9 protein-coding genes and 1 pseudogene are annotated in these 13,523 nt (G+C 45.1%); 4 read left to right on the forward strand and 6 right to left on the reverse strand.

Annotated features, from left to right (window positions below):
- Window positions 1-83: 83 nt before the first annotated feature.
- Entirely contained in the window at window positions 84-1,697 is a 1,614-nt protein-coding gene (locus HWQ44_RS26065; RefSeq protein WP_292724705.1) for an NAD(P)H-quinone oxidoreductase subunit 4, read from the reverse strand.
- 527 nt (window positions 1,698-2,224) lie between these two features.
- Window positions 2,225-4,216 (reverse strand): alpha-amylase family glycosyl hydrolase, encoded by a 1,992-nt coding sequence (locus HWQ44_RS26070; RefSeq protein WP_292724707.1) that lies wholly within the window; start codon window positions 4,214-4,216, stop codon window positions 2,225-2,227.
- Between the two features lie 294 nt (window positions 4,217-4,510).
- Here HWQ44_RS26070 and HWQ44_RS26075 point away from each other — a divergent pair, with 294 nt between their 5' ends.
- Window positions 4,511-5,173 (forward strand): class I SAM-dependent methyltransferase, encoded by a 663-nt coding sequence (locus HWQ44_RS26075; RefSeq protein WP_292724709.1) that lies wholly within the window; start codon window positions 4,511-4,513, stop codon window positions 5,171-5,173.
- Between the two features lie 66 nt (window positions 5,174-5,239).
- Here the strand turns inward: HWQ44_RS26075 and HWQ44_RS26080 are convergent, their stop codons facing one another.
- The 3 genes from HWQ44_RS26080 to HWQ44_RS26090 form a co-directional block, all read right to left on the reverse strand.
- On the reverse strand, window positions 5,240-6,646 hold the full coding sequence (locus HWQ44_RS26080; RefSeq protein ID WP_292724711.1) for a family 2B encapsulin nanocompartment shell protein: 1,407 nt from the start codon (window positions 6,644-6,646) through the stop codon (window positions 5,240-5,242).
- Window positions 6,647-6,897: 251 nt separating this feature from the next.
- On the reverse strand, window positions 6,898-8,301 hold the full coding sequence (locus tag HWQ44_RS26085) for a family 2B encapsulin nanocompartment shell protein (protein WP_292724713.1): 1,404 nt from the start codon (window positions 8,299-8,301) through the stop codon (window positions 6,898-6,900).
- 93 nt (window positions 8,302-8,394) lie between these two features.
- Entirely contained in the window at window positions 8,395-10,626 is a 2,232-nt protein-coding gene (locus HWQ44_RS26090) for a family 2 encapsulin nanocompartment cargo protein terpene cyclase (RefSeq protein WP_292724715.1), read from the reverse strand.
- A gap of 542 nt (window positions 10,627-11,168) precedes the next feature.
- Between HWQ44_RS26090 and HWQ44_RS26095 the strand changes: the two genes are divergently transcribed.
- Complete coding sequence (locus tag HWQ44_RS26095; RefSeq protein ID WP_292724717.1) at window positions 11,169-11,360, forward strand: hypothetical protein; 192 nt, start codon at window positions 11,169-11,171, stop codon at window positions 11,358-11,360.
- Window positions 11,361-11,386: 26 nt separating this feature from the next.
- On the opposite strand, the gene HWQ44_RS26100 is transcribed toward HWQ44_RS26095, so the two are convergent.
- Complete coding sequence (locus HWQ44_RS26100; protein ID WP_292724726.1) at window positions 11,387-12,529, reverse strand: IS4 family transposase; 1,143 nt, start codon at window positions 12,527-12,529, stop codon at window positions 11,387-11,389.
- A gap of 202 nt (window positions 12,530-12,731) precedes the next feature.
- On the opposite strand from HWQ44_RS26100, the gene HWQ44_RS26105 reads away from it, so the two are divergent.
- Both HWQ44_RS26105 and HWQ44_RS26110 read left to right on the forward strand, forming a co-directional pair.
- Complete coding sequence (locus tag HWQ44_RS26105; RefSeq protein WP_292724719.1) at window positions 12,732-12,893, forward strand: hypothetical protein; 162 nt, start codon at window positions 12,732-12,734, stop codon at window positions 12,891-12,893.
- Between the two features lie 59 nt (window positions 12,894-12,952).
- Window positions 12,953-13,471 (forward strand): annotated as a pseudogene (locus HWQ44_RS26110) (NAD(P)-dependent oxidoreductase); the annotation flags it as partial.
- Window positions 13,472-13,523 lie beyond the last annotated feature (52 nt).

Raw genomic sequence — 13,523 nt, forward strand, 5'->3', positions numbered from 1 at the left:
AATTTTAGGGGTGATTACGAAACCACCCCTTTATTCCCCTGAATATTTAGAATTTACTTGCAGCCCCTTAATGGGAAGTTAATTTACTCAGAAATATTAATTGAACTTTCAACTTGAGAATTAGCCAATGTTGGTGCAGAGAAAATACGCGAGTACAGACTTGATGGTTGTTGATGAGCAACAACTGGTAGAACTTGACGAGCATGAGCAGCTAATTCCACTGCTTTCACATCATAAGTCTGCGTTGCTAATTTGGGATAAAACCCGATACCGATGATTGGCAGTAGCAAACAAGCGGTAATAAAGATTTCGCGGGGTTTGACATCAGATATTACAGCATCCAAGTGCAACTCTTGATTTTGCTCACCATAGAACACTTGACGCAGCATCGACAGTAAATAAATCGGTGTCAAAATCACGCCAACCGCTGACAGCAGCACGACTACAACTTTGAAGCTGGAACTGTAAACATCACTGGTGGCGATACCCAGAAATACCATCAACTCACCCACAAAGCCACTCATTCCTGGTAGGGCGAGAGAAGCCATTGAACCAATGGTAAATAGAGCAAAGGTTTTGGGCATTACCTTGGCCATACCGCCCATTTTATCCATCATCAAAGTGTGGGTGCGATCGTAAGTCACGCCAGACAGGAAGAATAAGCTAGCAGCAATCAACCCGTGGGAAACCATCTGTAGCACTGCACCGCTGATACCCAGTTCTGTGTAGGAGGCAATCCCAATCAGCACAAACCCCATGTGGGCAATTGAAGAGTAAGCCAAGCGGCGTTTGAGATTGGTTTGGGCAAAGGCACAGCAAGCACCGTAGACAATGTTCACCACACCTAAAATTGCTAACACTGGCGCAAAAGTCACATGGGCATTGGGCAACATTTCCACATTGAAGCGGATGAGAGCATAACCACCCATTTTTAACAACACACCAGCCAAAATCATTGAACCGGGTGCTGATGCTTCACCGTGGGCATCAGGTAGCCAAGTGTGTAAAGGGAAAATTGGTAACTTTACACCAAAGGCAATTAAGAAACCTGCATAAACCAACAATTCCAAGGTTTTGGGGTATTCTTTCATTCCTAGAGTCGCCATATCGAAGGTGACGGTATCTCCAGAGAATGCCATTGCAAAACCGGCAATCAAGATAAATATTGATGCAGCAGCGGTGTAAAGAATGAATTTGGTAGCGGCATAACGGCGGTTTTGTCCTCCCCAAATGGAAATCAGCAGGTAAACCGGCACTAACTCGATTTCCCACATCAGGAAGAACAACAGCAAATCTTGGGCAACAAATACGCCAAGCTGGGCGCTGTACATCGCTAACATCAAACCATAAAATAATCGCGGCTTGGTGGTAACTTTCCAAGCCGCGAATATTGCGAGGGTATTTATTAAGCCTGTCAGAAGCAGCAAGGGCATCGATAAACCATCAACCCCCACAGCCCAATGCAAACCCAACTGCGGTATCCAAGGATAGTTTTCTATAAGTTGGAGTCTTGAACTCTGGAAGTCGTACTTATACCAAAAGGCATAAATCATCAGTGCAAAGTCGGCGATCGCAACTCCCAGACCATACCAGCGGACAGTTCTACCTTCTTTGTCTGGAATTAGGGGGATGGCTAAGGCAGCCACCAAGGGTAAGAGGATTATGGCTGTTAGCCAGGGAAATTCAATAGCATTCATCACTTCTGACAATCAATTTGCCTTTTCGCTTTAAGTTACATTATATTAAGGAATATTTACTTTTGTAAACATTGTTTATCTTTAAAAGCTTAAATTTTTAATGTTGATAAGAACATATACTCATAAAATGTCATATTTTCAGGATAAACAAGAATAAATACTTATTGGATTTTGTCGCTTCCCATCTTAAATGTAAACTTTTGCAACGTCAACAAAAAACGGTAGCTAAAGCTGCCGTTACAATACCGTTACATTTTCTGGTTAAGCCTAATTATCAGGGTTATTTACATCTACGCTTCTAAGTAAGTTGACACAATAAAACCAAACTATGTGAGGAAAGATAAACTAGCTAAAACCCTCCTCCCTCCTGCCTTATCCCAACGACAAATATTTACGCCGACCTACTTAAGTTGGGTCTTTATTAGGTGAGTACTAATGTATAATAATATACAATTTATGTATAGAAATAGGTCAGGTTGAAGTACCAAACCTGACCGAACGTTATCTTTTACTGAGCGGCATCAAGATTAAACTAGAGTGTAGACTTTAGCTTCCCAGGGGAAAATACCTTCTCTGCCTACCCATTCAGATGGAACTATCCGCTCTTGAGTAACTTCCTGCCACTTCTTACCATCTGGGGTTGCAGGCCAATTCAGGACTCTGTACTCAGAACCAACAGGAGTGCCGTAGTCAGAGAAATTCGCCACTACAACTACTAATTGATCGGCTTTATTACCACGCTGCCAAACTAGAACTCGTTTACCATCATTAAAGTCAACATGAATAAATTGAGTATCATTTACAGCTAAAGCAGCAGAAGTTTTACGCAAGCGAACCAACCTGGCAACGTATTGGAAAATGCGTTGTCGCCAATCATCTTTCACCCGGCTGTAGTTAACTGGATCAATCTGCTTATAATCATCTGTTGGAGGCAAATCCTGCTGATCGGCAAATTCGTCTCCGGCGAGGATCATGGGAATTCCTACAGCGGTAAGCAGGGAGACAAATGCTAACTTAATCCGCGGTTCAGTATGAGCAATTCCATTACTAACCAGGTAGCTGAAGAAACGCTCGTTACCATAACCGCCAACATCATGAGAAGTTATATAGTTTACCGCCTGAGAACCATCGCTAAAGCCTAAGTTTCGGCAATCAATTAGTTTGCGGATACTCCACTCAAAGCTGGGTTCATCCCAGGCATTTTTACCTAAAATTACCTGTCGGATGATTTGCTTAAACTTTTCATTCCAAAGTCCATCCAGACGATTTTGTTGGATGAGAGATAGAGGTACACTCAACTCTTCGCCAACTACGAGAAAACGATCGCCGGTTCCACCTCTTTTGTCCCAAAGGGTGCGGGCAAAATCTTTGAATTCCTGCAAAAAGTCAAAGTTGGCAATATTATTCACACTATCCAACCGCAAACCATCAACTCGATAGTATTCCAACCAGTGGGCAATATGAGCTTTTAAGTATTCACGGGCTGGGACAAGCCATGACTTTTGCCCAGTAATAGGGTTATAGCCTTCTACCCAATAGTTGTACTTAAATAAATCCCCACCAAAGCCATCTCTTGAACCTTGTTCTGGATCGCCACTAGCCCATTTGATATAAAATTCCAAAAAATTAACGTTATGGTAAGGATTATTCCGCGAGAATGCCATCACCACATCGACAAAAAAGCGTAACCCTTGCTGATGGCAGACTTTGATTAGATTAGCTAAATCAGTCGAAGCAGTAGGTGCTGACTGGCTATCTGGGCGTCCTAAGTCAAAATCAGCGGCAAAATAATTTGCTGTACCATAGCCCCAATTGAGATTATCATCACTGTCTTCTGGTGGCAGAAGTTCTAGGGCGTTGATTCCCAGTTCCACAATATGAGCGCGGTTATTGAAGGCACTGACTATAGGAAAAGTCGGAGCGATCGCTTCTGGGATCAATAGTGCCAGTACGTCACGAAATGTGCCGTTTCCTTCTTCAACCAATCCATTTGAGTTAATCTTTGTCCAGCGGGTTGGTAATTCGTAAATCACCAGTTGATTATTGGTTGGTAGCGTCTCTAAAGGAGCATCGCCTTCCCAATTGACAGTTTGCCCTTGGGGATCACAGGGAATCAGTGTCTTATTTTGATAAAGCACGACGCTTGCCGGATCGAAGCTAGTAACGCCTCCCGATTCTGACGGTTTTGGTGCAAGGAAACGTCGATCCACAGTTGTCGCTGTTGGATCTGTGCAGTAGAGAATTTGGTTAGCATTGGCAGAGTCATAAGGATCTGAGTTGCGGACTTTAAACCAGTAAAAGTAGACCTGTCCTTCAGTCAAACCAGATTCTTGAGCAGAAACTTCCCATAATTCGGGAAATTCTGTTGATTGACGAAGCGGAATTTCTCTGAATTGAGCTAATCTGTCTGGGCTTTCGGGAGCAGTGTTGCCTATGTAGAGAGTGGGGGCTGGTTCCGAAGCACCGGGACGCCACAAGACAAAATGAGTTTTTTTGCGGTTCAATAAATCGATAGGCATTACAAAAACCTCTGGGCGATCAAAGTTCAGTTATGAAGTTCTTACACAACAGCCGAGGGTTATTCCAGACAATAGATTGAATTTATTTAAACTGTCAATATTAGGTAGTGAATTGAGGATTTTGCTGGTAAATTTAGGAAATTAATCGATAATTTCCTGCTATTGGCTTTCATCCCCGACTTAAAAGACCTTCAATCCTCAAAAATTTTTGGTTTTTGAAGATTGCATTTCGGGGTTTTCTGCATATTTCTAATCAAAGGTGTATGAGGTTTAGACAAAAGAGAAACGCACGTTATGACAACTCAAACGCTAGGACTCGAACAAAACCTCTATGACTATTTACTGTCAGTCTCTCTGCGAGAACCGGAAATTTTAACCCAACTAAGACAGGAAACAGCCCAATATCCAATAGGGAGAATGCAGATTGCTCCCGAACAGGGGCAGTTTTTGGCGTTACTGGTGCAGTTGCTGGGAGCTAAGAAAACTTTGGATGTTGGGGTATTTACAGGTTATAGTTCCCTAGTGGTGGCATTGGCGTTACCGAGCGATGGTAAGGTGGTAGCCTGTGATATCAGTGAGGAATTTACAACGATCGCTCGGCGCTATTGGCAGCAAGCAGGTGTGGCGGATAAAATTCAACTACACATTGCCCCAGCTTTAGAAACCTTGGATCGCCTACTCGCAATTGCAGAAGCGGAAACTTTTGATTTTGCCTTTATTGATGCAGATAAGAGCAACTATGATGGCTATTATGAGCGATCGCTGCAATTAGTGCGGCCGGGGGGACTGATTGCGATCGATAATGTTCTCTGGTCAGGCAGGGTTGCCGACCCCCAAGTGCAAGATAATAGAACTAAAAGAATTCGTGCCTTTAATCAAAAACTGCATCAAGACCAGCGAATTAGTCTTAGTTTAGTAGCGATCGCAGATGGCTTAACTCTGGCATTGAAGAAGTAATGTCTTTGCGCCATACCCCGATGTTTGCAAATCGCTACAGATATTTCAGATGCGCTAACCCTTCCCTCAGCGCCCGATTTCGACATTTTCGAGGATGCCAAGTGCGTCGGGGATGAGGACGGCTGCGGAGTAGTAGGCGGTAACGAGGTAAGAGATGATCGCCTTTTCGCTGATGCCCATGAATCGGACGGACAAACTGGGTTGGTATTCGTCCGGGATACCAGTTTGATGTAAGCCAATCACGCCCTGATCTTTCTCACCAGTGCGGAGTATAAGGATAGAACTGGTCTGGTTTTTGGTAATCGGGATCTTGTTACAGGGCAGAATCGGTACATTGCGCCATGTGATTATCTTGCTCCCATCCATATCGATGGTGTCTGGATAGATGCCCAGACGGTTGCACTGCCGACCGAAGGCTGCAATAGTGCGGGGATGAGCCAGGAAGAACCTCGACTTCCGCCGACGGGTGACTAATTCATCAAGGTCATCGGGAGTTGGAGGGCCGCTGCGGGTGTAGATGCGCTGTTTGAGGTCGGCGTTGTGCAACAATCCAAATTCACGGTTGTTGATCAACTCGTATTCTTGACGTTCCCGCAATGCCTCAATTGTCAGCCGCAATTGTTCTTCTGTCTGGTTGTACGGTTGATTGTACAGATCCGCAACGCGAGTATTTACTCGCAACATAGTCTGAGCAATGCTTAACTGATATTCGCGGGGTGAGAGTTCGTAGTCAACAAATGTTCCTGGTAATGTCGTCTCTGTACTATGACTGGTTGACAACGCGATCGCAGCTTCTCCATACTTGTTTTGTGGAAGTTCTGCGCGAGTCCGAAACTGCTCAAGTTGAGCCTGCAACGCCTGCGACTGGTTGAGCTGTTCTCGAAATGCCTGTTGTGGTAGCACTAATACGGTGCATCGGGTCACAGCTTTGACCGTGAACTTCCAATTGCTTTCTGAATCGAGCAAAACGCGATCGCCAAAATAATCACCGTCAGCTAGCGTATCCAACAAAGGCTGCTCGTCATACTTGCCAATACCAATCTTGTTCGCTTTGCCATGTGCGATCAAGAAAAGCTGATTGGCTGGCTGACCTGACTGGACTATGATATCCCCAGGTGCGAACTCCTGCTGAACAAACCGACTTGCCAACCCCCTCAGCACCTCGATGTCGTCAAACCCTCGCAGCAAGGGCAACTCACCAAGTTCCTGGGGAATCACCTGCACCTCGGCTCCGGTGTTGGAGAAACTCAACCGCCCATCACCTACGGTATAGGTCAACCGACGGTTCAGCCGATAAGTGCCACCCTTCGTTTGCACCCACGGCAACATCTTCAACAACCAACGCGAGGTAATTTCCTGCGTCTGCGGTGCAGATTTGGTAGTCGTGGACAAATTACGTGCAGCATCTTTACTCAAACTCAGTTGAGGTTGTCCACCCTCAACATTTAAATTTGATTCAATAAAATCAGTCATCACCCCATCCTCTAATTACTAATAAAAGTGCATCAAGAGTGCTGAGGGACTTCCAAATAAAAAAATATACAACTTTTCTTGTGAGGTGGGCGTCTCGCCCGCTCGTGGAAAGGGGCGGACAAGATGTCCACCCCACAGGAGTGGATAATTTATTTCTTGGTAATCCCTGAGTTAAAGACCGCCTACTTTCTTGTAGGGGATCAAAAGTCAGCCCTAATTTTTACTCACTCAACACTCAGCACTCCTGATATTTAGCGCCCGATCTCAACATCTTCGAGGATGCCAAGTGCGTCAGGAGTGAGGACGGCTGCGGAGTAGTAGGCGGTAACGAGGTAGGAGATGATCGCCTTTTCGCTGATGCCCATGAATCGAACAGACAAGCTGGGTTGGTATTCATCGGGGATACCAGTTTGATGTAAGCCGATTACCCCTTGTTTTTCTACACCAGTGCGGAGCAAAAGGATAGAACTGGTGCGGTTATTGGTGATGGGGATCTTATTGGAAGGAAAGATAGGTACACCGCGCCAAGATGTGACCTGAACGCCGTTCACATCTACGCTTTGTGGATAGAGACCCAAGCGGTTAGCCTCACGACCGAAGGCAGCGATCGTGCGGGGGTGAGCTAGGAAGAATCCCGGCTCCTTCCATACCGTCGCCAACAGTTCGTCCAAGTCGTCGGGGGTCGGTGCGCCGCTACTGCTGTAGATCCGTTGTTTGAGGTCGGCGTTGTGCAGCAACCCGAATTCGCGGTTGTTGAGCAACTCGTGTTCTTGACGTTCCCGCAATGCCTCGATAGTCAGCCGCAGTTGTTCTTCTGTCTGGTTGTACGGTTCGTTGTACAGATCGGCTACCCGCGTACTGACTCGCAACACTGTTTGAGCAATGCTCAACTCATATTCTCTAGGTTTGAGTTCGTAATCGGCGAAGGTTCCGGGCAACTCAGCCTCTTGGGGATGATCGGCTGCTAGCTCAATGGCAGCTTCACCTTGGGGAGTCTGTGGCTGGTTCAGGCGGGTACGGAACTGTTCAACATGAGTTCCCAACGCCTCGGACTGAGCGATCGCCCTTTCAAACGCCGCTTGGGGTAGTGACAAAACGATGGTTCTAGTAATCGCCTTGAGGGTGTACTGCCAAGTATCCTCGGACTGCACCACAGTTTCATCGCCGAAATGGTCGCCGTCAGCTAGCACATCGAACACAATCTGCTCGCCATACTTGCCAACACCAATCTTGTTGACCTTACCACGAGCAATTAGAATGACGCGATCGGCAGGCTGGCCAAGTTCAACAATGACATCATCTGGAGCGTACTCCTGCTGAACAAACTGGTTTGCTAACCCGATCAATACGTCAAGGTTGTTAAACCCTCGCAGCAAGGGCAACTCAGTCAGTTCCAGGGGAATCACCTGCACCGTTGCTCCGGTGTTGGTGAAAGTCACCCGTCCATCACCCACGGAATAACTCAACCGACGGTTGACCCGATAAGCGCCACCTTTTGTCTGCACCCACGGCAATAACTTCAATAACCACCGAGATGTAATTTCCTGGGTTTGCGGTGCAGATTTGGCTGTTGTTGCCAAATTACGCGCCGCTGCTGTACTCAAGGTTAACTGGGGCTGCTGATCTTCCAAATTGGGATCGTTAGAATACGTCACAACTTCATCCTCCACTTTTTAGTTACTAAAAAAACCGATCTCACGCGATCGCATACTGACCTTGAATTAACTCGCCGACAAAAAAATCTGACCTTAAACCCTCACCGATCCAATACGCCTAGCTGAAGTACCCAGCCCTCTGGGCCCGCTAAGTAGCCGCCCTGCTAACGAATTACGCAATTCAAATTCCTTATAGCGGTCTACCGTTATATGCCACTTGAGGACGCCACACATCCACTGCTCTAGTTTCTTGACGTATCCAAGCAGTTTCTCGCGGGTACTTGCATCCAGGTCGAAATCATCGAAAAGGGCTGGTAGTTCGGTAGCGACGATGTGTTGAAACTGGAGCGCCCGAGCGGTCATCAGGTTATTGACAACCTCAACAGCCTGTGGTATACCGCAATTGAGGAAATTCTGAACGACCAGCACACAGTTATGGATTTCACCCTCAAATTCGATTTCTTTCTGATAGGAGAAGATATCGTTGGTAAAACAGGCGAAGTCGGCGGCGGAATTATCGAGCGATCGCATCGTTCGAGTCCGGTAAATCTCCTGCGGGATCTCGCTCCCCTGAGCTAGTCGCGACAGACTCATGGTCAGATCCGAACCAAAGGTCTTACGGCGCATCTCAATATAATCTATCGGGTCGGGAATCCGATTTTGGATCTGGTTGGCGAGTTCCCACACCCAGCTGTCAGTCATATCCTGGATTGCGCGACGGAACTGAGTCCGCGCGTTTGCGGACATGGGGCCAGCTGTGCGAGACCAAATATCTGCCAAGCCGGCTTCCACTGGATTGGTCGGAACCTCGCTGGGGGTGGAGTCATCCAGAGGCATAAACGCCGACAGTCGGGCATTGAACACTTTTGCACCAGCCATGTTGCGATTATTCCCGTAGAGTGCGGGGAAGTAATCGTCGGCATAGGTTCCCCAAACAAGCCAGCACGCTGTCAGATTCAGTTCAGGGCCAGATCCATTCGGATGGATCAACGCACCGCAAAGGGCTACGTCGGCAACATCAAACTTGTGGTCATCCCAGATGACGGCATCAGGAATCCCAGGTAGTGATTCCAGCATCCCCATCTCACGCGCCCATTCCTTGGAATGCTTCCGCGCAGCATTCAAATGGGGATTCAAGCTTGTAGTGAAGGGCATGTAAAACTTCGGCAGTGTTACTGGCCCGACAGCCTGGTATGGAACGTGAGTAAAGCTCTTGAACCTTCCCAAACCCAAGGCGGCGTATAGCGATTCAATCCGCGCAGCCGATGTGCCTAGCCCTGTGGGGCCTCCCAGAACCGTAGATGTTGGAGAATTGTCTCCTCCCTTGTTCATGTAACGGCTCGATCGCATGTGCCACTCGTGACCGCCCGATTGCCAGTCCTGGAGTCCTTTGATGTAAAGGAGAACGTTCACACGAGCCACTGGATCTAGTCCGTACTCTTCAAACAGGGGGGGTAACTCGGTGACGGCAGTGTTATCAAACTGGTATAACCGCGAAGTTAACAGTTCGTTGGTGAGGTTAGCCGCCTCTTGGGTACTCACATTCAAGAAGCGCTCCAAGACCAGCACGCAGTTGGCGTTCTCACCTTCATCCTCTACTTCTCTCTGGTAGGAGAATAGATCGTTGCGAAGATGCACTCCATCGGCAAACGTATCTTTAAGAATACGCATTGGCCGAGTCGAGGCGATTTGGGCCGGAATCTCTATAAACACGGCGTGTTCGACGAGATCCGCTGACCACGGAGCGCCACCAACTTTACGGCGCATCTCAATGTATTCGATGGGGTTAGCAACCCGATCCTGGTTGATATTGGCGAGTTCCCAAAGAGACTCTTCTAAGAGGTTCTTGGTACTCTCGAAGAATCGAAGTCGCCAATCCACAGATTTAGTAAAGGCAGTGCGAGACCAGAGGTCAGCCAAGCCGCGCTCTACTGGGTTGGTGGGAACCGAAGGGGTATCAGTGGGATGCACCTGCATAAAGGCTGGCAGTCGGTCAAGGTACTCCTTTGCCCCAGCCATGTCTTGGGTGCGCTTATAGATTTCCAGGAAGTGATCGTCGAAGAAGAACACCCAAACATACCAGTCGGTTACTAGGTCAAGCTCTGCTCCCGGCGCATCTGGATGGGTATAGGAGCAAAGTAAGGCGTAGTCGTGGGAGTCAAATGTGTGTTCATCCCAGATAACCGAGCTTTGCGCTTCCTCTTCTGAGCCAAGTATCCCCATCTCGTAGGCCCACGCTTTGGAATGCACTCGTGCTGCTTCCAGGTTTGGGTTCAGCCGTGCGGGCCAAGGCGTGTAAAAATCTGGCAGTTCAAAGGGTTGCATGATCTGCGCTAAACCTCCTCTCGGGTCTTCTTGCTGTCTTTATTTCGTGGCTGCTTTAAGTACCGTTGCAGTTCATGAATATCCTCGCCAACCGGGCTAGGTCTTCACATCAGGTTTGCTCGGGGTGGCTTGTGTCAAGGGGATAATATCAAGAAGCTCTTAATCCAAATAACGAGCTATGTAAGTTTTATTTGAAGTTCCCTATACCGAAAGATAAGGTATTTGAAAAAGATGTTTAAGTCATTATTTATTTCCAATACTGACAGATAAAATTTTAGTGATTTCTGATGTTGCTCTCATAATTTTTCATAGTTGTAGAAAAAAAGCAATACTTAGATTAAGGCAGGTAAGTAAACAGTCGAATAATTAATTGCAGAATTAGAAGACAGTTAAGACAGTTAAGCAAATAGTTAAATCAAAAATTGCAGAATTAGAAGACAGTTAAGACATTTAAGACAGTTAAGCAGATAGTTAAGACAGTTATTAACGAATAATTACTAATTGTTAATCTTTTATAACTTTTAAATGTCATTTACGCATTCGTGAAGCGACTCCGACAGGAGAAAGGGCTTTACTCTCCCGAAGATGGCATTGAAGAACTCGTGTTTGGGACTATTAACAGAGATTTTTGGTCTGGATTTTATGGATATCTAGATTCCAATACTCAACAACGCTCAGTAAGAAGTTTGTATTACCCTGGAGAATTAAACCTGCTGATAGTACGTTACATATAGGATTGCTTACGGGGGGACAAAAAGGGCTAGGATGCAGATAGAATAAGCTTCATAGCCCTTTGTCCTTGTTGGTAGTACTTACGTTTATTAGGATTTAATCTCAATAATTCAGCCACTAACTCATAGCAACTTTCTGTGAAATTGACCCAATTGTGTCCATATAGCCCAATATAAAAACTACTATGTCGTCGAACAGTCCTTAAAGATTCTTTAATTCGTCCAACATATTTTTGAACACCCATGCGTTTAATTTTTTGACCAGATATAGTTGCAGCAGTATAGGCAAGCGAGATTAATAATATTAGAGAAATTAAGCGTTGATCTGATACATTAGTTTCTTCTAAGTTATAACCACCGCTCTTAAAATCTCTAAACATCTCTTCAATGTCAAAACGTTGTTTATAAGCCTTAATAGCCGAATCTAAATCATTTAAATTAGTCAGGATAAACCAGCCTTCCTCCGGCGCAACTCCGAAGCGTTTCCGTTTCCATTTACCCACAAGATTAAAGCTAATAAATCCTGTAGTTCTTGTATATTTAATACCTTGATAAAAGAATGAAACTCCAGGGGATAAACCTGAATCTTTTAATTGCAGCCAAATTTCTGGTTCTATTTCTATAAAAGCATTTTTCTTTATACGTAAACAGAAGTAAACTTTCTGCTCTGTGAGCCAGTTAGCCAATTTCAATGAACAAAATTCCCGGTCTCCTAACACTACAGTTTTATCATTCTTGAAAATCGGTAATGCTTTTTTAAATATTGCTTCTTGTTCCTCAAAATTACTCGAACCTAACTTATCTAACAACTCAAAATATATTGGGATAGACCTTTTATCCCAAACCACGCTGATCATTAATAAATTAGTACATCGCCAATTAGTCCTGTCTATTACTAAATCAACAACTTGATTTAAAGGAAAATATATTTCTAGCCAACTTTTAATAATTGGGAACCATATCTCTTCAACATTTATATAATTTAAAGATAAGAATCGTTGGATTTTCTTTCTTCTACTTTCAAATAATATTGGTATAGGTAAACCAGTAGCCAATGCTTCAAGGCTTACAGTTTTTATTGATTGTAATAAATTTATCAGGATTTTTAGTAATAAATATTCTGCACGTCCCAATTCTCGCTTGAGGTTTGTTTCGTAGAATTCTGGTAATATTATCATTAAATAGAGCTTGTTGCGAATGAAGACTCTTTTTCTTTTACCACAAATTGCTACACTCTTTGCAATATAAGCATTCTAAACCATTTTGTCCCCCCGCAAGATAGGATTGATAAGTTAATCTGCTTTTAAGTTTCATAATTTTTAGTCTCAGAAAGACGCTCTGATGCGGGAGTTGTAGGAGATATGGGGATACAATTTGAATGAAAATAACACAATATTTCAACTCTGGAAAGCAGGATTACCTGCACTGCCAAATTTAATTAAGGAAGGGCAATTAGATATTTGTTTGATGAAAAACCCATGCCGCAGCATCTATAAAGGTAGATATGTAAGTTTTGAAAAGATTACTACGCCATGATATTTTAAGGAGAAGCTGATGCAAGAAGCGTCCCTTGATCCAGAAATTATTCCAAAACTATGCTTCAAGCTAAAGTCTTCGTCACTCGTCGCTTACCCATTGAATTAGAGCAACTGCGATCGCTCGTTACTGTGGAAGTTTGGCCAGAACGCCAACCCCCTCCTTACGGAATTTTACTAGAAAAAGTCAAGGAAGTAGATGGATTACTATATCTGCTGACTGACCAAGTTGATCGGCAACTGATAGAGTCTGGGAAACTCAAAGTCATCAGTCAAATGGCGGTGGGTTACGATAATATTGACATTGCTGCCGCTACAGCACGCCAGATTCCCGTTGGTCATACCCCTGGGGTGTTAACCGACGCTACCGCAGATTTTGCCTGGGCGTTACTAATGGCAGCAGCACGGCGAGTAGTGGAGGCAGATCGGTTTACTCGTGCAGGTTTGTGGCAGACTTGGGAACCAGACTTATTATTGGGGCCCAATGTTACGGGTGCTACCTTGGGGATTGTTGGTTTTGGGCGCATTGGTCAAGCGATCGCTCGTCGTGCTAAAGGGTTTGAAATGCAGATTTTGTATAGAACCCATTTGACATCTTTTACTGTGTTGAAGTAAAGTGAGCGCAAAAGTT

The sequence above is a fragment of the Nostoc sp. JL34 genome (assembly GCF_017114945.1).
In the GTDB taxonomy this organism is placed as follows: Bacteria; Cyanobacteriota; Cyanobacteriia; order Cyanobacteriales; family Nostocaceae; genus Nostoc.